Origin of the sequence: Streptomyces rubellus (assembly GCF_036323805.1) — a bacterium.
In the GTDB taxonomy this organism is placed as follows: Bacteria; Actinomycetota; Actinomycetes; order Streptomycetales; family Streptomycetaceae; genus Streptomyces.
On record NZ_JAZDCX010000024.1, the window covers coordinates 78,526 to 100,844 of the forward strand.

Below are 22,319 nucleotides of genomic sequence, written 5' to 3' on the forward strand. Positions count from 1 at the left end.
GGAAACATGAGACGCCGTACACATGCCGCGGCCGCCGCGGTGGCGTCCGCGGCCGTCGCCGCGGTCACCGCGACCCTCCTGGCCGGCCCGGCCGGGCCGGCCGGAGCGTCCGGCCCGGTGGAGCGGCAGCGGGCCGCCGAGGACGTCGTGGTCGGCCACGCGGCCGACCACCTGCCCAACCAGACCGCCGAGGACTGGGTCACCCACGCCGATCACGTGATCGTGGTCTCCGCCGTGTCGGAGCGGCAGATCCCCCCGACACAGCAGGAGCTCGACCGCGGCGAGGGTGTCATCGGGCGGAATGTGACACTGCGGATCGACGAGGTGCTGTGGTCCCGCGACGGTGCGCCGAAGCCCGCTCCGCGGACCTGGGACTACTCCGCCGTCGGCTGGCAGTTCACCGACGGTGACACCGGCAACCGCACCGAGCTCGCCATGCACGACCGGCCTCGCGTGGAGGTCGGCCACACCTACATCATGGCGGTGGTCTGGGAGCAGGCCAGGTGCTCCCCGGGGGACCCGGAGGCCCCCGCCCAGTGGCGTGGTCTGGGCGAGGGGTCGGAGATCCCCTACGACACCGGCGTCATCGGCACCGGTGAGCAGGAGGGCCGCACCCAGCGGGCGGACGAGGCCGCCACCGCGGTCGCGCGCGGCACGGAGGCCGGTGCCGACGACGGGCTGGAGGAGCGGCTGGCCGGACGGGAAGCCGCCGAGCTGGTCGCGGAGCTGAAGGCCGCGCGGCCCGGCGACACGCGGCAGCGGGCCGCGGCCACCGCGGCGGAGACCGGCTGCGGCTGATCCGGCGGGAAGTGGCCGACCGCCCCCGGTCCGGGTGAACGTTTCCGGGGGCGGTTCCGTCGTCAGGGAAACGAGGAGGGGCTGCGGATGGACGGATGGCGCGGCGCACGGCCCGCGGCGGACGGCCCGCCGGCCTCGGAGGAGGCCTTCGACACCGCCCGCGTACGGGCGGTGCTCCTGGTGGGCGGGCTGCCCTGGGACGAACTCGACGACGGAGTGCAGCAGGTCCGGCTGAAGCTGCTGGAGGAGCGGGCCAGGCCGGACCGGCCCGAGATCCGCGACCGGGACGCCTGGCTGGCGGTGGTCGCCTCCCGAGTGGCGATCGACTGGCACCGGCGCAGGACCAGGGAGACGGGGCTGCGCGAGCGGCTGGCCGCCCGCTGGTCGCGGCGCCCCCCGGCCGACCACCCCCAGGAGCACCGGGTCCTGGCACTGACGGTGGCGGACGGCCTGGAGCGCCTGACGGCGGCACAGCGCCAGGTGCTGGTGCTGCGGTACTACGCCGACCTGCCCGTGCGTGACATCGCCCGGCTGCTGGACGTTCCCGAGGGCACGGTCAAGAGCCGGATCCACCTGGCCGTCGCGGCCCTGCGTACCGTACTGCGCGACATGGAGGCGATCTGAAGTGCCCGAGACACCTGACGCGGTGGAGCCGACCCGGCGGGAGGAGGAACGGCTGCGGCTGGCCCTCGGGATGATCGGGGACGAGGCCGGGCGGCCGGAGCCCGCGCCGCACATCGCACGCCGAACGGCCGTGTGGCGGCGGCGCGGTGTGCTCGCCGGAGCGCTGGGCGCGGCGGCGGCCGTCTCCGTGCTCCTGCTGGTTATCGGTCCACCGGGCGGGGACGGTTCACCCGGCTCCGAGGGGCCCGGCCGGGAGGAGGCCGGACAGGGGCAGACCTACCAGGAGTACATCGCCTGTGCCCGGATGATCGCCGACGCCGACATCGCCGACGTACGCCGGTCCCCGGAGGAGGGGAGGCTGCTGGTCACCCTGGACGTCCGGGAGTGGATCAAGCCCACGAGCGGTGCCGAGCGCGTCGAACTCGACGTGGTGGACCCGTCGGTGGCGGGCGTCGGCGAGCCGTGGCGCGAGGGGCGGCGCGCGCTGGTCGTGGTGCCGGCCCGCGACGACCTGGCGGCCGACGTGTTCACCGGCGACGCCCTGGCGGACCAGCGCGAACAGCTCGAGTACTACCTACCCCGGGCGGCGGGCACCGAGTGCCCGTCCCACTGGAAGAACCCGCCTCGGGAAACGGCGCGCTGAGCGGCGGCACGGTGCGCTCACCGGGGGCGCGGTAGCGGCCGCGGCACCGGGCGGGCGGCGGCGGCCGTCACCCGGGCGTCCCCGTCGCCTCCGCCGCCGTGGGCGCGCCGGGCCGGCGGAGGCCCTCCAGCACCAGCCCCGCCTGCTCCCGCGCACGGCGGAAGGGCTCGGGGAGGACGCGCAGGCCGTGGGCGACGAGCGCGCCCTCGTGCAGCAGCATCAGGGCGTGCCCCGCGTCCCGGGCCGCGTCGGCACCGTGGGCCGTCCCGTCCGTCCCGTCCGCCCCGTCCGCGGCCTCGCGGGCGAGGTCCGTGAACAGCGCGAGCATCCAGCGCTTCTGGCCGGTGATGACGGCGTACGCCGGATGGGACGGGTCGCTGATCTCGGCATGGGCGTTGACCATGCCGCACCCCTTGGAGTTGTTCTCCCGCGCCCACTCGCGCGACGCGTCGAAGACGGCCAGGACGCGCGCCGCCGGGTCGCCGTCCGGCACGGCCGAGTCGAGGAAGCCGGCCAGGAACTCCCTCCAGCGTTCGTCGCGGGCCGCGAGGTACTCCACGACGATCTGCTCCTTGGAACCGAACCTGTCGTAGATCGTCTTCTTCGCGACCTGGGCCTCGGCGGCGATCAGATCCACTCCGACGGCGTGGATCCCCCGCTCGTAGAAGAGCCGCTCCGCCGCCTTCAGGACCCTTGCCGCGGCGGGTGTCAGCGTGATGCGCCGCCACTCCGTTCCGTTCTCCACACCTCGATAGTAGACCGATCTGTATACTCGTGGCGAGTAGACCGATCTGTATACCGCAGTCCGGTGCGCCGACGGGCCGGCCTGCCCGGCGGAGGGATCAGCGATGAAGGTCCTGCTTCCGGTCGCGCTCGTGCTGAGCTGGAGCTCCGGCTTCATCGGCGCCAAGCTGGGGACGGAGAGCGCTCCCGCGGCCACCCTCCTGATGTGGCGCTTCCTGCCGCTGGCCGCCGTGCTGGCCGCCGTGTCCGTCCTCTTCACCAGGGGCGCCTGGCGGGGGATGACGGCGGGGGTGCTGGGCAGGCAGGTGGTGATCGGCGTGCTGTCCCAGAGCGCCTACCTGTTCACCGTCTACCACGCGATCCAGCTCGGTGTCTCCAGCGGCACCACCGCCCTGATCGACGGCATCCAGCCCCTCGTCGCCGGGGCGCTCGCCGGCCCCCTGCTGCGGCAGTACGTCTCGCGCGGGCAGTGGTTCGGTCTGTGGCTGGGGGTGGGCGGCGCCGCCCTGGTCGCGACCGCCGACGCCTCCGCCGGCACCGGAGCGGCCTGGTGGGCCTACCTCGTACCGTTCCTCGGCATGCTCTCGCTGGTGGCGGCGACCTTCCTCCAGGAGCGCTCCCGCCGGCGGGTCGCCCCCGCCGTGTCGATGACCGTGCACTGCGCCACCAGCGCCGTCCTGTTCACCGCCCTCGCGGTGGGGACCGGCTCCGCGGTCCCTCCGGCGGACCCCTCGTTCTGGTTCGCGGTCGGCTGGCTCGCCGCCGTGGCCACCTTCGTCGCCTACGGGCTGTACTGGCTGGTCCTCAAGCGCTCGGGGGTCACGGAGGTCAACACCCTCATGTTCCTCATGGCCCCGGTCACGGCCGTGTGGGGGGCTGCCGCCTTCGGCGAGCCCTTCGGTCCCCGGACCGTCCTCGGACTGGGCATCGGACTCGCCGCCGCCCTCATCGTCCACCGCGACGGCGCGAGGAGGTCCGGGGGCCGCCCGACGACCGGGAGCGAGGGCCGCGCGGCCGACCGGCGCGGGGCGGCGCACCGCTCCTGACGCCGTCTCAGGGCGGCCCCCGTCGCGCCGCCCCCCCCCGGCGGACTTCGCGGCGGGCCTCCCGCCCGGACGGGAGGCCCGGGAGCGACGGTCCCGGTAGCACCCGGCGCGGCGGTACGTACCGCCGCGCCGGGTACGTACCGCCGCCGTACGCCCAACTCCCCCACGGACAGGACACTGTGAGGTATAGGACACGCAAAGGGCCGCATTGTTCGCCGGGACCCGAGCAGGGGTACTCGTATGGTTCCGCCCCCCAGTCCGAACACGAGCCCCACGAACTTCGAAGCCGTCTTCCACGCCACCACCGCCCCCCTGCTCGTGCTCGACACCGGTCTGGTCATCCGGGACGTCAACCGGGCCTACGCGGCAGCCACGCTCCGCGAACGGGAGGAGCTGATCGGACAGCACGTCTTCGACGCCTTCCCCGACAACCCGCACGTCCCGGAAGCGGACGGCGTGCGCAGGCTGAACGCCTCCTTCCGCCGGGTCCTGGAGCGGGGACGCCCGGACCCGATGCCGGTCCAGAGATACGACGTGCCCTTCGCCGGCAGCCCGACCGGCTTCCGGGAGAAGTACTGGAGCCCGGTCAACAGCCCCCTGCCGGGTCCCGGCCGGGAGATCACCGGACTGCTGCACCACGTCGAGGACGTCACCGGCCTCCACGAGGAGCTGGTCCGCGTCGAACGCGCCTACCTGCGGACAGAGACCCCCACGGCCCGCACCCACACCGCGTCCGCCCAGCGCGGCTACGCACGCCATCTGGCGCAGGCCGAGAAAGCCGCCCGGCGCCTGGACGAACTCCAGGCGGAGGTGGACCAGCTCCGGCGGGCACTGCGCTCGCGGGCGGTCATCGACCAGGCCATCGGCATCGTCCAGGCCGAGCGCCGATGCGGCACCGAGGACGCCTTCCAGATCCTGGTGAACATCTCCCAGCGCACCAACGTCAAGCTCCGCGACATCGCCGCCGCCCTGGTGCGCCGCGCCGAGGCCGCCCAGCCGGGAACGCTGCTGCCGCGGGACACCCTGCCGGGTCGTGTCCACGCGCCGCGCTCCGCGCCGCGGACGCGGAGCGCGCGGTCGTAGGAACCGCGACCGCGTGTCACGGCGCCGACGGCACGTCCTGCGAGTTCTTCCGTTTCCTCCGCCCGGTCGCGGTGTGCGAGTGGGCGGGCGGTGCGGAACGGGACGACGGCCGGGACCGAGCACGGCCGGTACGGGGACAGGCCCCGGAACGGGGGAGCGGCCCTTCCCGGTGCGTCCGGAACCGTGTGTCCACGGCGGTGGTCCAGCGGCGGGGCCCGGCGCGGATTGGACTTTCGGCAGTGTCGGGCGGCTTCCGGTGTCCGTACCGTCGTTTCCGTGGACAGCACAGTGACCAACAGCGGGGCTCCGGGCGGGACGGCCGTTCCCCGGCGGGTTCCCGGGACAGGGGATCTCCTGACAGCGGCCGCGGTGACGGCCGCCGGTCTGAGCATGGTCGACCCGTGGTGGGCCGTCCCGACCGCCGTCGCCGCGTTCCTGGCCGGACGGCGGCCCGGGCGGACGGTGCCGACCGTGCTCGCTCTGGTCGGGGTTCTCGCGGCCGGCGTGGTGGCGCTGTCCGTCGTACCCGCCTGGCTGCCGCTGGCCGACCGGTTCGTGACAGTGGTGGTCGCCGCCATGATGCTGCCCTGGTTCGGGGGCCGGTTCTGGTGCCAGTACCAGCAGCTCGTCCGGGCCGGCTGGGAGCGCGCCGAGCGGCTGCGGCGCGAGCAGGAGCTGGTGGCCGAGCGGGCCAGGCTGCGCGAGCGGGCACGTATCGCGCAGGACATGCACGACGTGCTGGGCCATGACCTCAGCCTGATCGCCCTGTCGGCCGGTGCCCTGAAGCTCGCGCCGGACCTTGCGGAGCACCATCGAAGGGCCGCGGGTGACATCAGGGCCAGGGCGGCGGCCGCGGTGGAGCGTCTCGGCGAGGTGATCGGCGTCCTGCGTGAGGAGGCCGGCCAGGCTCCGGCCGAACCCGGCGGCTCCGGTCTCGCGGACCTGGTCGCAGCGGCGTCCGCGGCCGGGCTCGCAGTGCGGTTGCACGTCGACGGCGATGCGGACGGCCTGTCGCCGGTGGCCGCGCGGGCGGCGCACCGGGTCGTGCGGGAGGCGCTGACCAACGTTGCCAGGCACGCGCCCGGCGCGACGGCGACCGTCCGGGTGACGCACACGGCGGCGGAGACGGAAGTCGTGGTGGAGAACGGCCCGCCGCCGTCCGCGGCCGGCCCTCGGTCCCGGACCCGGACCCGGACCCGGGACGAGGGAGGCGGGGGAAGTGGAGGAAGCGGCCTCATCGGCCTGGAAGAACGTGTGCGGTTGGCCGGCGGATCGTTCGGCCACGGTCCGCGCGACGGCGGCTTCGCGGTCACCGCGCTGATCCCGCACACGCCCCCGCCGCAGCCGCCGGGGCCCCTCGCCCCCGCGTCCTCCCGGACCGGTGGCCGGTTGCCACAGGAACATCACCGTGCCCGGCGCCGCGCCGGCCGGACCCTGGTCGCCGCGGCCATGGTGCCCCTGGTGACGGGAGCGGCGCTGAGCGGAGCACTCACGGGGTGGGAGATGCTGTCGGCGTCCCGGTCGGTCCTGGAGCCCGGCGACTACGCCCGCCTGCGCGTGGGGCAGGACCGCTCCGAGGTGGAGCGTCTCCTGCCGGACCGGCAGACGGACGGCCGACCGCCGACCGCCGAGCCGGCCGGGGAAGGTGTGACGTGCGAGTACTACGCGATGACGGCAAACCGGTTCGACGACCGGTCCGGCGACGCCTACCGGCTCTGCTTCCGGGACGGCGTCCTGGTGTCCCTGGAAGCACTCGTCCCGTGAGGACCCGATGATCCGGGTACTGGTCGCCGACGACGAGCCGATGATCCGGGCGGGGATACGCGCCGTCCTCGCCTCGGATCCGGACATGGAGGTCGTCGCCGAGGCCGGCGACGGGCACGAGGCCGTGGAACTGGTCCGGCGGCACCGCCCCGCGGTGGCCGTGCTCGACATCCGCATGCCGGGGACGAACGGTATCGACGCGGCGGCGGAGATCCGCAGCACGGTGCCGGCCACGGGCGTCGTCATGCTGACGACGTTCGGCGAGGACGACTACATCCTGCGGGCACTCGGTGGCGGCGCGGCCGGCTTCCTGATCAAGTCGGGTGAGCCCGAGGAACTGATCACCGGGGTCCGGGCGGTGGCCGGCGGCGCCGCCTACCTGTCACCCAAGGTCGCGGCCCGGGTCGTCGCGCACCTCGCGGCGACGGGCGCGGGGGCGCTGGCCGGCCGGCGCTCCGCCGCCCGCGCCCGGGTCGATTCCCTGACCGCCCGGGAACGGGAGGTGCTGGCCTTCCTCGGCAGTGGGCTGTCCAACGGGCAGATCGCCCGGCGGTTGCACGTGGTGGAGGGAACGGTGAAGGCCCATGTGAGTTCCATCCTGGCGAGGCTGGGCGTGGAAAACCGGGCCGCTGCCGCGGTCGTCGCCCATGAGGCCGGGATCGTTCCCCCGCAGCCTCACCAGGCGTGATGCCGCCCGCTGAGCCGGCGACAGGAACACGAGCAGTACGGCCGCCACCACAGTGGCGCCCAGGAGCGCGCCGGCGAGCACATCGTGCGGGTAGTGGACCCCCACCAGGACGCGCAGCAGTGCGGCGGCCCCGGCCAGCGGCAGCGTGACCACCGCGAGGCGCGGCCGGAGCACGGCCGTGCCGACGGCCAGCCCGGCGGCCAGGGTGGCGTGGTTGCTCGGGAAGGACCAGTCCCCCGTGCCGGGGCACTCCGCGACGAGGTCGGCCCCCGTGCGCAGCGCGCGGCACGGTCGCTCCTCGTCCACCACCAGCTTCACCGCCTCGCTCACCGCGTAGGCCGTGACGGTGCCGAGACCGGTCAGCACGGCTCCGGCGGCCCCTCGCGGGTCCTTGCGGCGGACCGCGGTCCACCACATCCAGGCCAGCAGCACTCCGAGAACCACCAGGGTGCCCTCGGTGGCCGCCTCCAGGAGGGGGCCCAGCCGCGTGGGCGCATCCGCCACCGCCCCGGTCACCGAGCGGTACGCGGACGCCGAAGCACCGCCGGTGACCTCCACGGCACCGGGCTCGCCCAGCCCGCCCGGGGAGAGCCGGACGACCGCTCCCGCCCCCGCGCCCAGGACGCCCAGAGCACCGAGCAGCCGACCGGCCCTGATCTTCTTCCGCGGTTCTTGTCCCATGGGGCCCGAACGTAGGAGCGGGGACGGCCGGGCACCCGACCCGAACGGCAACGGCGGGCCCTGCCGATCGTCGGGGTTGACGACCGCGCGGAACCCCTCGTCCGCGTCACCGGACACCCGCCCCGGGCGCGGAGGGCGTAGGACCGGCGACCGGGGCCGGGCGGGACGCGGGGCCGAGGTGCGGGGGCGGCCGGGCGCCTACGCTGCCGGGCACGTACCCGGCGCACCGAGGAGGGCCCGTGCCCGTCGACGGCCGCAGTCAGCTCCGTGTCGCCCGCCCGTCCCGCGGCCTCGCGGCGGCGGAGCGCTTCTGGGCGCGCGGCCTGGGGCTGGACGTGCTGTACCGGGCGGCGGGAGAACGGCCCGGGGAGCACGATCTGCTGATGCTGGGGTGGCCGGACGCCGCCTGGCACCTGGAACTCGTCCACGACCCGGACCGGCCCGTCCTGCCGCGCCCCACCGAGGAGGACCTGCTGGTGGTCTACCTCGGCGGGGCCGTCCCCGCCGGTCTGGTGGCCCGGCTGACGGAGCACGGCGGCAGGCGGGTGGCGTCCTCCAACCCGTACTGGGACCGGTGGGGTGTCACCGTCGAGGATCCGGACGGCTACCGGCTGGTGCTGTGCGAGCGCGGGTGGTCCAGCTCCTGAGGGTTTCCGGGGACTTCCGAGGGCGGCCGCCGGGCGGCAAAACCGTTCGACGCGCGTCCGGTCCGTTCGGCAGGCTTCCGTCATGGCGGAGGAGCACATCTGGCCCCTGTACGGGCTGCGCGTCACCACACCGCGCCTAGAACTGCGGCTGCCCGGTCTGGCGGCCCTGGCCGAGCTGGCCGCGGTCGCCGCGGACGGTGTGCACGACGAGGCACGCATGCCGTTCACCGTGCCGTGGACCGACGGCGGCCCCGAGGCGCGGGCCCGGGCCACGTTCCAGCACGTCCTGGGGACCGTCGCGAACTGGCGCCCGGAGGAGTGGACGCTGAGCCTGGCGGTCCGGCACGGCAGGGACGGGGACGGGGACGGGGACGGGGACGGGGACGGCGGCAGGATCGTCGGGCGGCAGGACCTGAGCGCCGCCGGCTTCGCCGTGACCCGGGAGGCGGAGACCGGCTCCTGGCTGGGCCTGGCCCACCAGGGGCGGGGCATCGGCACGGAGATGCGGGCGGCGGTGCTGCACCTGGCCTTCGCCGGGCTCGGCGCCCGCTGCGTGACCTCGGCCGCGATGACGGACACCCCGGCCTCGCTCGCGGTGTCGCGGAAGCTCGGCTACGCGCCGGACGGCCTGGTCACGGCGGCGGTACGGGGCGAGGCCCGCACCGTCCGGCGGCTGCGGCTGGACCGCGCGGCGTGGGAGGCGCACCGCACGGTCCCGGTGGAGATCCGCGGCCTGGAGCCCTGCCGGGCGCTCTTCGGGGCGCAGGGGGGTGCGGGGACGGCGTTCCCCGGGAACCTCGTTGCGTCCGGCGCGGACGGTCGCCGACGATCACCTCGGGCACCACACCGGGGAAACCACACCGGGGAGGCAGGGACATGAGCGCACGGCTGCGCGCCATCGCGAAGGAGACCGAGGAGATCGTCGGGCGGGGCCACTACACGGCGCCCGGCGGGCGGGAGGTGTCCATCGCGGCGGCCGTCGCGGACGCCTTCCGCACCCGCCTGACCGGCGGCGGGCGGTTCGCCGGCCGCTTCGCGCACGTGGTCTTCGCCGTCCTCGACCACCGTCCCGGCGCACCGGTACGGGCCGCCTTCGAGCGGGCCTTCGCCGACGAAGCCGGCCGCCCCTGACCGGTACCCGGTCCGGAACCGGCACCGGAAAAGCCGTGGCGGTCGACCGGTCGGCTCCCCGATGGTGGGGGGATGAGCAGCCCCCGCAGAAGAGCCGACCTGTTCCTGGACCCCGCCGACGATCCCCGCGAGGGCGGGCCGTCCCTGGGCGACGAACGCGCCACGCTCACCGAGTTCCTGCGTTACCAGCGGCTGACGCTGGAGCTGAAGTGCTCCGGTCTGGATGCCGTCGCGCTGGCCCGCCGCTCCGTCGAGCCCTCCACGATGTCGCTGCTGGGCCTGGTGCGGCACATGGCCGACGTGGAACGCGGCTGGTTCCGGCGGGTGATGGCCGGTCAGGACGCACCGCCGTACTACCGCACCGACACCGACCCGGACGGGGACTTCGACGGCGCGGTGCCCGATCCGGCGGTCGTCGCGGACGCCTGGGAGGTGTGGCGCGCCGAGTGCGCCTTCGCCGACCGGTTCGTGGCCGGGGCGCCGAGCCTGGACGTCACCGGCGACGACAGGGGCGAACTCACCTCGCTGCGCGAGGTGCTGGTGCACATGATCGAGGAGTACGCCCGGCACAACGGCCACGCCGACCTGCTGCGCGAGCGGATCGACGGCCGGATCGGTCAGTAGCGCGCCGGACGGCGGTCCGCCGGGGGCGGACCGCCCGGAACCCGGAGCGGGTCATCCGGTGGGAGCGGGGCCGCGGAAGCCGAAGACGCCGCCGGTGAACATCGCGGCGCAGTCGTTGTTGCTGTGCCAGTCCTGGAAGGAGATCTCCCGGCCGTGCCAGTGGCCGGTGGCGGTGATGGTGACCGGGTCCCAGTAGGGCAGGCACATGTTGCTGATCCGCTCGATGTCCTCGAAGTTCCCCTTCGCCTCGGTGAGTGCCTCGCAGGCGTCCTCGGCCCAGGGGTGGGTGCCGCCCACCGGGTCGCACTCCAGGGTGACGGTGACGGCCGAGGTCCAGGTCGACTCGGGGTCGTCGGGGACGGAGGTCAGCGTCAGCGACGCCCCCGGTTCGGTGCCGGGCTCACCGGCGGGTTCGGTCGCGGTCGCGGTCGCCGGCAGGGCGACCAGGACGGCGGCCAGGGCGGTGGCGGTGAGCGGTCGTAACGGGGATCCGCGGCGGGACGTCTCCCGGGTTCTCCCCCGTGCTGTCTCTCGTGCTGTCTCGCTCATGGCGCACGGCCTCCTCGGACGTGGTCTGCGGGTGACGCGGCGGAGGCTAACAGCGCGCGCCGGGCAGGTGTGACAGCCGGACCGGACAGTTTCGCGCCCCCGTGCCCGGTCCTCAGCGCCCTCAGCAGCCCCGGCCGCCCGCCGCGAGGCGTTCGGCGAGGGTGAGCAGGTCCGGCAGGCGCAGCACCCGCCCGCCGAAGCCGGGCAGCGGGACGTGCAGCGGCCCGGTCCAGCGCGCGGGGATCGCGGACAGACCGTGGACGGCACCCGCGAGGGTGCCGGTGACCGCGGCGACGGTGTCGGTGTCGCCGCCGAGGTCGATCGCGGCGCGTACCGCGTCCTCGTAGGAGGAGGTGGTGCGCAGGGCCCAGACGGCGGAGCCCAGACAGGGCCAGACCGCGCCGTTGGGCTCGGTGGCCTCGCCGGGGTGCCAGCCGGGGGCGAGGACGGTGGCGTACCGCTCGCGGTGCTCGGGGCGGAGCGCGGCGAGGACGTCCGGGAGGCGGTCGAGGGGGTCGGTGCCGTCCAGCGCCAGGCGGACCAGTTCGTGGAGGACGGCGGTGCCCTCCCAGGCGGCCGGGTCCCCGTGGGTGAGGGCGGACAGCCGGCGGGCGGCGTCCATGGTGGCCTCGCGGCCGGCGGACGCGAAGTACACGGCGGAGGTCGCCGCCCTCATCAGCCCGCCGTTGCCGGCGGCGTGGCGGGTGGTCTCGGCGTGGGCCGCGGCGGCGCGGTCCCAGGGCAGGCCGCCGGTGAGGACGGTCTCGGTCTGGATGCCGATGTCCTTGGGGTCGGACGCCGCCCACCGCCGGAAGCGGTCGAAGAGGTCCGCCGGGTCCAGTCCGCCGCGCTCGAGCAGCGATTCGGCGGTGAGGACGGCCATCTGCGTGTCGTCCGTGGCCTCGCCCGGCTCCCAGCCGCCTCCCCCGCACATCTCGTTCCCGTCTGCGTCGCCGTCTCCGGAGGCGCCGTCCGGGTGCGGGAAGCGGGCGGAGAACGCCCCGGCGGGCCCGAACTCGAACGGCGCGCCCAGCGCGTCCCCCACCGCCGAGCCGACGACCGCCCCGGCGGTGCGCTGTGTACGTTCCATGCGGTCACGCTACCGGCCGGGGTGCGGCCCGGGGACGCGCGGCCGGACGGCGGCACCCCCGGGCGTCATTCGCCGCCGCCGTCACACCTTCCGCTTGATGACGTAGGCGGCGGCCAGGCAGGCGACCAGGATGGCGAGGAACACCAGTCCTATGGCCAGGCCGCCGGTGACGTCCCCGCTCCGGGCGAGGTCCACCATGTCGCCGCCCCGGGCGGCGTCGGCATACCCACTCACTGCGCTGTCTCCCTTCGGGTCTCGGCCGGGGTCCTGTCGGGTCCGAAGTACCGGGCCGGGCAGCGGCGTTCCGGGAACGGGCGGGCTCAGAACGGCAGACGGCGGCGGCCGCGGCGGCCCGCCGAACCGCTGCGGGAGACCGCGCGGGAGCTGCTGTGGAACGGCTTGCTCAGCAGCCGGCCCAGCGGTCCGGGCGCCTTGTTGCCCGCGCGGGCGCCCAGCCCCAGGGAGCGCTGGGTACCGCGCTCGGGGTGCCGGGACAGGCGCGGTACCAGGAAGGCGAGTACGGCCAGGACCACGCAGACGGCTATCACACCGGCAACCACCACGGTGACTCCTCAGGTCGGCTTGTGACGCTCTGTCTCCCCCGGCGTCGAATCGGTCACCGATCCGGGGTGTTCCGTCGTCTGCCCCCTGTCGCGCCGTCCATCCCTGCCGGGTGGGGCGCGCCGGCAGTGCGGACCGAGCGGAATACGGGGCATACGGACTCCGACAGGCTTTTCGATGTGTTCGATTCCCCTCGGGAAGGTGCCATGAACGTCGGCCAGGACCGGCAGGAGGGCCGCACGGCGGACGGTGCGGACAGCGCGGACAGCGCGGACAGCGCGGATGACAACAGACGGCGGCTCCGGCGGCGGCTGGAACGGCTGATCGGGATCGCCGCCACCGAGGGCAACTGCCTCGTCCCGCTGCGCAACGGCGACGAGATCTTCCCGGCGATGCTGGAGAGCATCCGGGCCGCCGAGCACACCATCGACATGATGACGTTCGTCTACTGGCGCGGTGCCATAGCCCGGGAGTTCGCCGAGGCCATGGCCGAACGCGCCCGGGCGGGCGTACGGGTGCGGCTGCTGCTGGACGGCTTCGGCAGCCGGCTCATCGAGGGGGACCTGCTGGAGATGATGGACCGGGCCGGGGTGCGGATCGCCTGGTTCCGCAAGCCGCTGTGGCTCTCCCCGCTGAAGCAGAACCACCGCTGCCACCGCAAGGTGCTGGTGGTGGACGAGCGGACCGCCTTCACCGGCGGGGTGGGGATAGCCGAGGAGTGGTGCGGCGACGCCCGGAACCCCGGCGAGTGGCGCGACACCCATGTGCGGGTGCGCGGTCCGGCCGTGGACGGCATCGCCGCCGCGTTCGCGCAGAACTGGGCCGAGTGCGCCGACGTCCTGTTCGACGAGCGGGACCGCTTCGTGGAGCACGAACCGGCCGGTGACTCGGTGGTGCAGGTGGTGCGGGGGTCGGCCAGCTTCGGCTGGCAGGACATGCAGACCCTGCTGCGGGTGGTGCTGGAGACGGCGCAGCGGCGGGTGCGGCTGTCCACCGCGTACTTCGCGCCCGACTCGTACTTCGTGGAGCTGCTGTGCGCCACCGCCCGGCGCGGGGTGGAGGTGGAGATCCTCGTACCGGGGAAGTACACGGACCAGCGGGTGTGCCGGCTGGCCGGGCAGAACCACTACGAGGCCCTGACCGCGTGCGGGGTGCGGGTCTGGGAGTACCAGCCGACGATGATGCACGCCAAGATCGTCACGGTGGACGGGACGGCCTCGCTGGTCGGCTCCACCAACCTCAACCGGCGGTCCCTGGAGCACGACGAGGAGGTCATGCTCGTCGTGCTGGACGAGGACTTCACCGCGGTGCTGGACGGGCACTTCGACGAGGACGTCAAGCGCAGCGTCAACATCGAGGGGCACCGGTGGCGCAAGCGCCCGGTCTCGCAGCGGGCGCGGGAGCTGGCGGTGGTGCCGATCCGCCGCTTCCTGTGACGGGCGGCGCGGCACCGGGCCGGAGCACGCGCCCGGGGCCCGGCACCGCCGTCGTACGGTGCCGGGCCCCGGGCGCGGACGGGTGGTGCGGGCGGGTTACTTCTCCTTCGCCTGCGGCGGCCTGCGCAGCGACAGGTGCAGCTCCTTCAGCCGGGCCTCGTCGACCTCGCTCGGGGCGCCCATCAGCAGGTCCTGCGCGTTGCCGTTGAGCGGGAAGGCGATGGTCTCGCGGATGTTGGGCTCGTCCGCCAGGAGCATCACGATGCGGTCCACGCCCGGGGCGATGCCGCCGTGCGGCGGGGCGCCGAAGTGGAAGGCGCGCAGCATGCCGCCGAACTCGCGCTCGACCTCCTCCCGGCTGTAGCCGGCGATCTCGAACGCCTTGAACATGACCTCCGGCTCGTGGTTCCGGATCGCGCCGGAGGACAGCTCGACGCCGTTGCAGACGATGTCGTACTGCCAGGCGAGGATGTCCAGCGGGTCCTTGGTCTCCAGCGCCTCCAGACCGCCCTGCGGCATGGAGAACGGGTTGTGGGAGAACTCGATCGCCCCGGTGTCCTCGTTCTTCTCGAACATCGGGAAGTCGACGATCCAGCAGAAGCGGAAGACGTCCTCCGCGAAGTGCCCGGTGCGCCGTCCGGCCTCGACGCGGACCGCGCCCATGATCTTCGAGACCTCGTCGAACTCGCCCGCGCCGAAGAAGACCGCCGTGCCCGGCTTGGCGCCGAGCCGGGACAGCAGCGCGGCGGTGTCCTCCTCGGTGAGGAACTTGGCGATCGGGCCGGTCAGCTTGTTGTCGTCGCCGACGCGCACCCAGGCCAGCCCCTTGGCGCCCTGCTCGACGGCGAACTCGCCCAGCTGGTCGAAGAACTTGCGCGGCTGGTCGGCGGTGTCCGGCACGGCCAGGGCGCGGACGTGCCTGTCGGCGAAGGCCTTGAAGCCGGAGCCGGCGAAGACCTCCGTGACGTCCACCAGCTCCAGCGGCACGCGCAGGTCCGGCTTGTCGGAGCCGTACTTCAGCATCGCCTCGCGGAACGGGATGCGCGGGAAGGGCGAGGTGACGTGGCGGCCGTTGCCGAACTCCTCGAACAGCTCGGTCATCACCTTCTCGATGACGCCGAAGACGTCCTCCTGCTCGACGAAGCTCATCTCCATGTCGAGCTGGTAGAACTCGCCCGGCGAGCGGTCGGCGCGGGCGTCCTCGTCACGGAAGCAGGGCGCGATCTGGAAGTAGCGGTCGAAGCCCGCGATCATCAGGAGCTGCTTGAACTGCTGCGGGGCCTGCGGCAGCGCGTAGAACTTCCCCGCGTGGAGCCGGGAGGGCACCAGGAAGTCGCGGGCGCCCTCGGGGGAGGTGGCCGACAGGATCGGGGTGGCCAGCTCGTTGAAGCCGAGCGCGGTCATCTTCTGCCGGATGGCGGCGATGACCGCCGAGCGCAGCATGATGTTGCGGTGCATGCGCTCCTTGCGCAGGTCGAGGAAGCGGTACTCCAGGCGCCGCTCCTCGTTGACGCCGTCCTCGGTGTTGACCGTGAAGGGCAGCGGGTCGGCGGCGCCGAGCACCTCGACGGCGCCGACCTCGACCTCGATCTCGCCGGTGGGCAGCTCGGGGTTGACGTTCTCCGCGCCACGGGCGATGACCCGGCCGTCGACGCGGACGACGGACTCCTTGGAGATCGAGCTCAGCGCCTCGTAGGGCGCGGTGTCCGGGCGGACGACGAGCTGGACGATGCCGTGGTGGTCCCGCAGATCGATGAAGAGGATGCCGCCCAGGTTCCGGCGGTTGTGCAGCCAGCCGGAGAGGCGGACATCCGTGTCGATGTCCGCGGCACGGAGCTCGCCGCAGGTGTGGGACCGGTACCGATGCATCATTCGTCCAAGTCGTCAGGTTGTCGGGTCACTGTGTCGTACGTGCCGCGCCGTGTCGCACGGTGCCGCGCGGTGCGGTGCCCGGCCGCGCCGTCCGTCCCTGCCGGGAAGGAGCCGTCCACCGGGCGGAGCCGCCCCTTCCGGGGGAGTGGCGCACCGGCCGCGGTACGCGGGCACGCACGCCTCAGCGTACCGTCCGGACCCCTTCCGCCGGGTGCCGTCACCAACGACCACATAAAGTGGAGAAGTGCGCATAGCGGATATCCTCTCGGCCACCGGTACCGGCTGCTTCGTCTGGGACAACGGCACCGGTATGAGCACGCTGGACGCCACCGCGGCCCGCCTGTTCGGGCTGCCTCCCGAGCAGACCACCCTCCCCCTGGAGGCCCTGCGCCCCCGCATTCACTCGTTCGACTACACCGAGCTGTACAACATCGCGGCACTGGCCGTCACCGAGGGCACCGTCGCCGAGGCGCTGCTGCGGATCGTGGCGGAGGACGGCGCCGTCGTACGGACCCTGCGCCTCCGGGCGGCCCTCGCCGACCAGGCGCTGGAACAGCAGGACACCTCGGACCTGGTGCTGTACGGCCTGATGGCCGAGACGTCCCTGGCCACGCCGCCCGGGACGGAGGAGGACCACCCCGCCGGGCTCCGGGTGGAGCTCGGCGGCCCCGTGGACGCCTCCGCCGGGCAGGCGCCGGCCGCCGGCGACCGGCGGCGCTCCCGCGAGGAGTTCCTGATGGGCGCGGGCCAGGTGCTGGCCGAGGCCGAGACCACGGCGGACGTGATGCGGACCGCGGCGGAGCTGATGGCCGGCCTGCCGGCCGCCGACTTCGTCCTCTTCGGGGTCCGCGGCGACCGGCTGGTCCCGCTCGGCTACTACGGGATGCCCTCCTCCGCCCACCGGTTCTTCCAGGACGTGCCGCTGGACAGCGACTACCCGGGTGCCGTGGTGGCCCGCACCGGCCGGGCCCTCTACATCGGCTCCCCCGACGAGTACCGCCGCCGCTTCCCCGCCGCCTGGCCCGCCGTCCAGCCGTACGGCCGCCGCTCCTGGGCGTACCTGCCGCTGGCGGTGGGCGGGCGGACCATCGGCTCCTGGATGATCACCTACCGCGAGCCGGCCCCCTTCGCCCCGGACGAGCGGTACGTCCTGACGACGGTGGCCCGGCTGCTCGCCCAGGCGCTGTCCCGGGTGCACATCCAGGAGTCCCGGCGGGAACTGGCCGACAGCCTCCGGCGCACCATGCGGCCCGCCCGCGCGACGGACGTCCCCGGCATGTCGCTGGCCAGCCGGTACCTGCCGACCGGCAGCGGGCTCCAGGTGGGCGGCGACTGGTACGACGTGATCCCGCTGCCCTCGGGGCGCACGGCGCTGGTCATCGGCGACGTGCAGGGGCACGACGTGCGGGCCGCGGGCATCATGACCCAACTGCGGATCGCACTGCGCGCCTACGCCCTGGAGGGGCACCGGCCCGACGCGGTGCTCTCCCGGGCCTGCCGCTTCCTGGCCGAGCTGGAGGCCGAGGACCTGCTGTCGTCCACCGCCCGGGAGGAGGTGGACAACCTCGACGACCACCGCTTCGCGACCTGCCTGTACGTGGAGACCGACCCGGCCACGGGCATCCTCGACCTCGCCCGCGCGGGCCATCCGGACCCGCTGGTGCGCATGGCCGACGGCACGGTGCTGTCCCCCGTGGTGCCCGCCGGGCCGCCGCTGGGGGTGGACCCGGCGGCGGACTACCCGACCACCCGGCTGGTGCTGGGCCGGGGCGACACGCTGCTGCTGTTCACCGACGGGCTGGTGGAGACCGGCGGACACGACTACGAGAGCGGCTGGGAGCGGCTGCGGAAGGCGCTGGGGGGTCTGCGGCCCGACTCGATGGAGAAGCTGGCCGACGAGCTGATCCACACGATGCACGGCTCGCCGCCGCGCCACATGACCGGCACCGGCCTGGGCGCCTGGCGGGGCGGCGGCCGGGAGGACGACATCGCGCTGCTGCTGCTGTGCCGGGGCGAGGGCGCGCGGCCGCGCCGGGGCACCGTCCGCCGGAACGTGCTGACCGTCGCCCAGAGCGAGCCGGTCCGGGTCGCGGACGCCCGCCACCAGCTGCGCGAGCTGCTGTACGACTGGGCGGACGGGGAGCAGGCGGAGGGCGCCGTCCTGCTGCTGTCGGAGCTGCTGGCCAACGCCCTGCTGCACACCGAGGGGGACGCCGTGGTGACCGTCGAGGTGGCCGGGCCGCCCGGCTCGCGCGTGCTGCGCGTGGAGGTCACCGACAGCAGCGAGGAGCTGCCCCACCGCCGCGACCCCGGTGAGCTGGCCGCCCGCGGCCGCGGTCTGCTGCTGCTGGAGATGCTGGCGGACTCCTGGGGGGTGGTGCCGGTGGGCCGGGGCAAGACCATCTGGTTCGAGCTCCGCGAGGACGCGCGCTCCCCCGCGGAGCCCGTGGGCGCCTCCGGGCGCTAGCCGGCGTCAGCTCCCCGCGGCGGCGGCCGACGGGCGGCCGTCCGGGGCGCCGGGCCGGGTGCGGGCGGCCGGGACGCGTCCCAGCCGGCCGGCCCTGAAGTCGTCGAAGGCCCGGGCCAGCTCGGCGTGGGTGTTCATCACGAACGGCCCGTAGTGCGCCATCGGCTCCCGGATGGGCCGCCCGCCCAGCAGGACGACCTCCAGGTCCGGTGTGCGCGAGTCCTGCTTCCCGTCCGCGCGCAGGGTCAGCGTGTCCCCCGGCCCGTACACCACGGTCCGGCCCAGCTCGACCGGGCGGCGCTCGGTGCCGGCCGTGCCGCGGCCGGCGAGGACGTAGGCGAGGGCGTTGAAGTCCGCGCGCCAGGGCAGGGTGAGCTCGGCGCCCGGGCTGACCGTGGCGTGGATCATGGTGATCGGGGTGTGGGTGACACCCGGCCCGGCGTGGCCCGCGAGGTCGCCGGCGATCAGCCGCAGCAGGGCGCCGCCGTCGGCGGAGCTGAGGAGCTTCACCGCGCCGCCGCCGATGTCCTGGTAGCGCGGGGCGGTCATCTTGTCCCTGGCCGGGAGGTTCACCCACAGCTGGAGCCCGTGGAAGAGGCCGCCGCTGACGACCAGCTCCTCCGGCGGCGCCTCGATGTGCAGCAGTCCGGAGCCGGCGGTCATCCACTGGGTGTCGCCGTCCCCGATGACCCCGCCGCCGCCGGCGGAGTCCTGGTGCACGAACGTTCCGTCCATCAGGTACGTGACGGTCTCGAACCCCCGGTGCGGATGCCAGGGGGTCCCCTTCGGCTCGCCGGGCGCGTACTCCACCTCGCCCATCTGGTCCATCATGATGAACGGGTCGAGGTGCCGGTAGTCGATCCCCGCGAAGGCGCGGCGGACGGGGAAGCCCTCGCCCTCGAAGCCGCTGGGCGCGGTGGACACCGCCAGGACGGGACGGGCGGCCGCGGTCTCGGCGGCGGGGCCATCGGGGACGGGGACACGCGGCAGCGCGAGCGGGTTCTCGGCGGTGATCGCGGGCATCGGGACCTCCTCGGGAAGTCTTGGGACACCCAGGATATTTCAATGTTCAACCGAAGGCCAGCGCACCGCTCCCCCCGGCGGCCGCCCGGAGCAGGCCACGGCCTCAGCCGTACATCCGGCGCATCGCGAAGTCGACCATCTCCTCCACCGCCTTGGCGTCGAAGACGATCCGGTGCTCGCCCTCCATGTCCAGCACGAACCCGTAGCCGGACGGCAGCAGGTCGAGCACCTCCGCGCCGGTGATGACGAAGTACTTGGACTCCTTGCCCGCGTACGCGCGCAGCTCCTTGAGCGTGGTGAACATCGGGATCACCGGCTGCTGGGTGTTGTGCAGCGCCAGGAAGCCGGGGGTGTCGCCGCGCGGGCAGTACACCTTGGAGGTGGCGAAGACCGCCTGGAAGTCCTCCGGGGTCATCGCGCCCGTGGTGAAGGCCTTCACGGCCTCGGCCAGCGAGGGCGGCGACGGCTCGGGGTAGAGCGGCTGCTCGGCGTAGGGCGGCTGCTGCTGGGCGTAGTGCTGCTGCTGTCCGGCGTGCGCGCCCTGGCCAGGGTGCCCGGAGTGCCCCGGGTGACCGCCGTGGCCCGGGTGGCCGGTGTGCCGGCCCGCGTTTCCGGTCTGGTCGTAGCCGTACATGGACGCAAGAGTACTGACTCCCCGGCCGCCCCATGCCCGTACCGGCGGCTTCCGGCCCCGGCTTCGCGATCTCCCCGGACAGCGGCGCGGCGGCCCGGTACGGTCCGGGGGAACGAGCCGCACGGGGAGTTCGGTCACAGTCGGGAGGCGTGGGGTTGATTCTTATTACCGACGGGTAGCATCATGGGAGCTACTTATCGGTACGCGCATGCCACGAGGACTCCCCTCCTCCCTGTCTATCCCACTACGGAGCCGTCGCCATGGGGCACTACAAGTCGAATCTCCGCGACATCGAGTTCAACCTCTTCGAGGTCCTCGGCCGTGACACGGTGTACGGCACCGGCCCGTTCACGGAGATGGACGTCGAGACCGCCAGGAGCGTGCTGTCCGAGGTCGCGCGGCTGGCCGAGAACGAGCTGGCCGCCTCCTTCGAGGAGGCCGACCGCAACCCGCCGGTGTTCGACCCGGAGACCGGCACCGCGCCGGTCCCGGCGGCCTTCAAGAAGAGCTACCAGGCGTACATGGACGCCGAGTGGTGGCGGCTGGGCATCCCGGAGGGCGTCGGCGGCACCAACGCCCCGCGCTCCCTGCTGTGGGCCTTCGCCGAGACCATCCTCGGCGCCAACCCGGCGGTGTGGATGTACGCCTCCGGTCCGGCCTTCGCCGGTGTCCTGCACGAGGAGGGCACCGAGGAGCAGCGGAAGATAGCGCAGCTGATGGTGGACCGGCAGTGGGGCTCCACCATGGTGCTCACCGAGCCCGACGCCGGCTCCGACGTCGGCGCCGGCCGCACGAAGGCGGTCCGGCAGGACGACGGCAGCTGGCACATCGAGGGCGTCAAGCGCTTCATCACCTCGGGCGAGCACGACATGTCCGAGAACATCGTGCACTTCGTCCTCGCCCGTCCCGAGGGCCACGGCCCCGGCACCAAGGGCCTGTCGCTGTTCATCGTGCCGAAGTACGACTTCGACTGGTCCACCGGCGAGCTCGGCGAGCGCAACGGCGTCCACGCCACCAACGTCGAGCACAAGATGGGCCTGAAGGCCTCCAACACCTGCGAGCTGACCTTCGGCGCCAACACCCCCGCCAAGGGCTGGCTGATGGGCGAGAAGCACGACGGCATCCGCCAGATGTTCAAGATCATCGAGTTCGCGCGGATGATGGTCGGCACGAAGGCCATCGCCACCCTCTCCACCGGCTACCTCAACGCGCTGGAGTACGCGAAGGAGCGCGTCCAGGGCGCCGACCTTACCCGCTCCACGGACAAGACCGCCCCGCGCGTCACCATCACCCACCACCCCGACGTGCGCCGCTCGCTGATGCTGCAGAAGGCGTACGCCGAGGGCATGCGCTCCCTGGTGCTCTACACCGCCACCGTCCAGGACGAGGTGCAGGTCAAGGAGGCGAACGGCGAGGACGCCGCCGACGCCAAGCGCCTCAACGACCTGCTGCTGCCGATCGTCAAGGGCTACGGCTCGGAGAAGTCCTACGAGCAGCTCGCCCAGTCCCTGCAGACCTTCGGCGGCTCCGGCTACCTGCAGGAGTACCCGGTCGAGCAGTACATCCGGGACGCCAAGATCGACACCCTCTACGAGGGCACCACGGCGATCCAGGGCCAGGACTACTTCTTCCGCAAGATCGTCCGCGACCAGGGCCGTGCACTGACCGCCCTGTCCGAGGAGATCAAGAAGTTCCTGGCGGAGGCCGCCGGCGGCGAGGAGCTCGCCGACGCCCGCGACCGGCTCGCGAAGGCCGCGGGCGACCTGGAGGCCATCGTCGGCACCATGCTGACCGACCTGGCCGCCACCGAGAAGGACGTCAAGTCCATCTACAAGGTCGGCCTGAACACCACCGGGCTGCTGATGGCCTCCGGTGACGTCGTCGTCGGCTACCTGCTGCTCAAGGGCGCCGCCGTGGCCGCCGACAAGCTGTCGGACGCCTCCGCCAGGGACAGGGCGTTCTACGCGGGCAAGATCGCCGCGGCGAAGTTCTTCGCGGCGAACGTCCTGCCGGGCGTCACGGTCCAGCGGCAGATCGCCGAGGCCACCGACCTGTCGGTCATGGAGCTGGACGAATCCGCCTTCTGAGGGCCTTCTCCGGCCGCTGAGCCGCCGGCCCGCCGCGCGGGCCGGCCGGACCGGTCTCCGGGTGCCGCCCCCACCGGGGGCGGCACCCGGCGGTGGGGGGGGGACGTTGCACAGCAGGGGGGGGCCG

At 73.8% G+C, this 22,319-nt stretch carries 21 protein-coding genes and 2 pseudogenes; 14 read left to right on the forward strand and 9 right to left on the reverse strand.

The window, feature by feature from the left end:
• Positions 1-6: 6 nt before the first annotated feature.
• From V1L54_RS24005 to V1L54_RS24015, 3 genes are all read left to right on the forward strand, one after another.
• Complete coding sequence (locus V1L54_RS24005; protein WP_330120186.1) at positions 7-798, forward strand: hypothetical protein; 792 nt, start codon at positions 7-9, stop codon at positions 796-798.
• An 87-nt stretch (positions 799-885) separates the two neighbouring features.
• Positions 886-1,422 (forward strand): RNA polymerase sigma factor, encoded by a 537-nt coding sequence (locus tag V1L54_RS24010; protein WP_330120187.1) that lies wholly within the window; start codon positions 886-888, stop codon positions 1,420-1,422.
• A 1-nt stretch (position 1,423) separates the two neighbouring features.
• The gene (locus tag V1L54_RS24015; protein WP_330120188.1) at positions 1,424-2,065 is read left to right on the forward strand and encodes a hypothetical protein; all 642 of its coding nucleotides are present in this window, start codon (positions 1,424-1,426) and stop codon (positions 2,063-2,065) included.
• A gap of 67 nt (positions 2,066-2,132) precedes the next feature.
• Here the strand turns inward: V1L54_RS24015 and V1L54_RS24020 are convergent, their stop codons facing one another.
• Entirely contained in the window at positions 2,133-2,810 is a 678-nt protein-coding gene (locus tag V1L54_RS24020; protein WP_330120189.1) for a TetR/AcrR family transcriptional regulator, read from the reverse strand.
• Between the two features lie 103 nt (positions 2,811-2,913).
• Between V1L54_RS24020 and V1L54_RS24025 the strand changes: the two genes are divergently transcribed.
• From V1L54_RS24025 to V1L54_RS24040, 4 genes are all read left to right on the forward strand, one after another.
• Positions 2,914-3,855 carry a DMT family transporter gene (locus V1L54_RS24025; RefSeq protein ID WP_330120190.1) on the forward strand — a complete coding sequence of 314 codons (942 nt, stop codon included), beginning with the start codon at positions 2,914-2,916 and terminating at the stop codon, positions 3,853-3,855.
• Positions 3,856-4,095: 240 nt separating this feature from the next.
• Positions 4,096-4,938: an ANTAR domain-containing protein gene (locus V1L54_RS24030; protein WP_330120191.1), complete on the forward strand. Its 843-nt coding sequence runs from the start codon at positions 4,096-4,098 to the stop codon at positions 4,936-4,938.
• Positions 4,939-5,214: 276 nt separating this feature from the next.
• Positions 5,215-6,702: a sensor histidine kinase gene (locus tag V1L54_RS24035; protein WP_443076771.1), complete on the forward strand. Its 1,488-nt coding sequence runs from the start codon at positions 5,215-5,217 to the stop codon at positions 6,700-6,702.
• Between the two features lie 7 nt (positions 6,703-6,709).
• Positions 6,710-7,390: a response regulator transcription factor gene (locus tag V1L54_RS24040; RefSeq protein ID WP_330120192.1), complete on the forward strand. Its 681-nt coding sequence runs from the start codon at positions 6,710-6,712 to the stop codon at positions 7,388-7,390.
• Between the two features lie 87 nt (positions 7,391-7,477).
• Here the strand turns inward: V1L54_RS24040 and V1L54_RS24045 are convergent.
• A pseudogene (locus V1L54_RS24045) lies at positions 7,478-8,071 on the reverse strand (phosphatase PAP2 family protein); the annotation flags it as partial.
• 239 nt (positions 8,072-8,310) lie between these two features.
• Between V1L54_RS24045 and V1L54_RS24050 the strand changes: the two are divergent.
• The 4 genes and pseudogenes from V1L54_RS24050 to V1L54_RS24065 all read left to right on the forward strand — a co-directional run bounded on the left by V1L54_RS24050 (position 8,311) and on the right by V1L54_RS24065 (position 10,473).
• Positions 8,311-8,718: a VOC family protein gene (locus V1L54_RS24050; protein WP_330120193.1), complete on the forward strand. Its 408-nt coding sequence runs from the start codon at positions 8,311-8,313 to the stop codon at positions 8,716-8,718.
• Positions 8,719-8,800: 82 nt separating this feature from the next.
• Positions 8,801-9,478: pseudogene (locus V1L54_RS24055) on the forward strand (GNAT family N-acetyltransferase); the annotation flags it as partial.
• A 116-nt stretch (positions 9,479-9,594) separates the two neighbouring features.
• Positions 9,595-9,849: a TIGR02452 family protein gene (locus tag V1L54_RS24060; RefSeq protein ID WP_330120195.1), complete on the forward strand. Its 255-nt coding sequence runs from the start codon at positions 9,595-9,597 to the stop codon at positions 9,847-9,849.
• Positions 9,850-9,921: 72 nt separating this feature from the next.
• Positions 9,922-10,473, forward strand: coding sequence for a DinB family protein (locus V1L54_RS24065; RefSeq protein WP_330120196.1), 552 nt, complete (start codon positions 9,922-9,924; stop codon positions 10,471-10,473).
• A 51-nt stretch (positions 10,474-10,524) separates the two neighbouring features.
• Here V1L54_RS24065 and V1L54_RS24070 read toward each other — a convergent pair whose 3' ends face one another.
• From V1L54_RS24070 to V1L54_RS24085, 4 genes are all read right to left on the reverse strand, one after another.
• Positions 10,525-11,022, reverse strand: coding sequence for an SSI family serine proteinase inhibitor (locus V1L54_RS24070; RefSeq protein WP_330120197.1), 498 nt, complete (start codon positions 11,020-11,022; stop codon positions 10,525-10,527).
• Between the two features lie 121 nt (positions 11,023-11,143).
• The gene (locus V1L54_RS24075; RefSeq protein WP_330120198.1) at positions 11,144-12,112 is read right to left on the reverse strand and encodes an ADP-ribosylglycohydrolase family protein; all 969 of its coding nucleotides are present in this window, start codon (positions 12,110-12,112) and stop codon (positions 11,144-11,146) included.
• Between the two features lie 81 nt (positions 12,113-12,193).
• Positions 12,194-12,346: a hypothetical protein gene (locus V1L54_RS24080; RefSeq protein WP_330120199.1), complete on the reverse strand. Its 153-nt coding sequence runs from the start codon at positions 12,344-12,346 to the stop codon at positions 12,194-12,196.
• A gap of 86 nt (positions 12,347-12,432) precedes the next feature.
• The gene (locus V1L54_RS24085; RefSeq protein WP_330120200.1) at positions 12,433-12,675 is read right to left on the reverse strand and encodes a DUF6411 family protein; all 243 of its coding nucleotides are present in this window, start codon (positions 12,673-12,675) and stop codon (positions 12,433-12,435) included.
• 204 nt (positions 12,676-12,879) lie between these two features.
• Here V1L54_RS24085 and V1L54_RS24090 point away from each other — a divergent pair, with 204 nt between their 5' ends.
• Complete coding sequence (locus V1L54_RS24090) at positions 12,880-14,109, forward strand: phospholipase D-like domain-containing protein (protein WP_330120201.1); 1,230 nt, start codon at positions 12,880-12,882, stop codon at positions 14,107-14,109.
• A 96-nt stretch (positions 14,110-14,205) separates the two neighbouring features.
• On the opposite strand, the gene aspS is transcribed toward V1L54_RS24090, so the two are convergent.
• A complete protein-coding gene (gene aspS / locus V1L54_RS24095) occupies positions 14,206-15,978 on the reverse strand; it encodes an aspartate--tRNA ligase (RefSeq protein WP_330120202.1) in 1,773 nt (590 codons plus the stop codon).
• Between the two features lie 247 nt (positions 15,979-16,225).
• Between aspS and V1L54_RS24100 the strand changes: the two genes are divergently transcribed.
• On the forward strand, positions 16,226-18,448 hold the full coding sequence (locus tag V1L54_RS24100) for a SpoIIE family protein phosphatase (protein WP_330120203.1): 2,223 nt from the start codon (positions 16,226-16,228) through the stop codon (positions 18,446-18,448).
• A gap of 6 nt (positions 18,449-18,454) precedes the next feature.
• On the opposite strand, the gene V1L54_RS24105 is transcribed toward V1L54_RS24100, so the two are convergent.
• Together V1L54_RS24105 and V1L54_RS24110 are read right to left on the reverse strand one after the other, a co-directional pair.
• A complete protein-coding gene (locus V1L54_RS24105; protein ID WP_330120204.1) occupies positions 18,455-19,471 on the reverse strand; it encodes a pirin family protein in 1,017 nt (338 codons plus the stop codon).
• Positions 19,472-19,574: 103 nt separating this feature from the next.
• Positions 19,575-20,105: an SseB family protein gene (locus V1L54_RS24110; protein ID WP_330120205.1), complete on the reverse strand. Its 531-nt coding sequence runs from the start codon at positions 20,103-20,105 to the stop codon at positions 19,575-19,577.
• A 260-nt stretch (positions 20,106-20,365) separates the two neighbouring features.
• Between V1L54_RS24110 and V1L54_RS24115 the strand changes: the two genes are divergently transcribed.
• A complete protein-coding gene (locus V1L54_RS24115) occupies positions 20,366-22,192 on the forward strand; it encodes an acyl-CoA dehydrogenase (protein ID WP_330120206.1) in 1,827 nt (608 codons plus the stop codon).
• Positions 22,193-22,319: the final 127 nt, after the last annotated feature.

Coding starts and splice junctions, on each gene's coding strand:
- V1L54_RS24005 (WP_330120186.1), top strand. CDS start 7: ATGAGACGCCGTACACATGCCGCGGCCGCCGCGGTGGCGTCCGCGGCC.
- V1L54_RS24010 (WP_330120187.1), top strand. CDS start 886: ATGGACGGATGGCGCGGCGCACGGCCCGCGGCGGACGGCCCGCCGGCC.
- V1L54_RS24025 (WP_330120190.1), top strand. CDS start 2,914: ATGAAGGTCCTGCTTCCGGTCGCGCTCGTGCTGAGCTGGAGCTCCGGC.
- V1L54_RS24030 (WP_330120191.1), top strand. CDS start 4,096: ATGGTTCCGCCCCCCAGTCCGAACACGAGCCCCACGAACTTCGAAGCC.
- V1L54_RS24040 (WP_330120192.1), top strand. CDS start 6,710: ATGATCCGGGTACTGGTCGCCGACGACGAGCCGATGATCCGGGCGGGG.
- V1L54_RS24060 (WP_330120195.1), top strand. CDS start 9,595: ATGAGCGCACGGCTGCGCGCCATCGCGAAGGAGACCGAGGAGATCGTC.
- V1L54_RS24065 (WP_330120196.1), top strand. CDS start 9,922: ATGAGCAGCCCCCGCAGAAGAGCCGACCTGTTCCTGGACCCCGCCGAC.
- V1L54_RS24070 (WP_330120197.1), bottom strand. CDS start 11,022: ATGAGCGAGACAGCACGAGAGACAGCACGGGGGAGAACCCGGGAGACG.
- V1L54_RS24075 (WP_330120198.1), bottom strand. CDS start 12,112: ATGGAACGTACACAGCGCACCGCCGGGGCGGTCGTCGGCTCGGCGGTG.
- V1L54_RS24090 (WP_330120201.1), top strand. CDS start 12,880: ATGAACGTCGGCCAGGACCGGCAGGAGGGCCGCACGGCGGACGGTGCG.
- aspS (WP_330120202.1), bottom strand. CDS start 15,978: ATGCATCGGTACCGGTCCCACACCTGCGGCGAGCTCCGTGCCGCGGAC.
- V1L54_RS24105 (WP_330120204.1), bottom strand. CDS start 19,471: ATGCCCGCGATCACCGCCGAGAACCCGCTCGCGCTGCCGCGTGTCCCC.
- V1L54_RS24110 (WP_330120205.1), bottom strand. CDS start 20,105: ATGTACGGCTACGACCAGACCGGAAACGCGGGCCGGCACACCGGCCAC.
- V1L54_RS24115 (WP_330120206.1), top strand. CDS start 20,366: ATGGGGCACTACAAGTCGAATCTCCGCGACATCGAGTTCAACCTCTTC.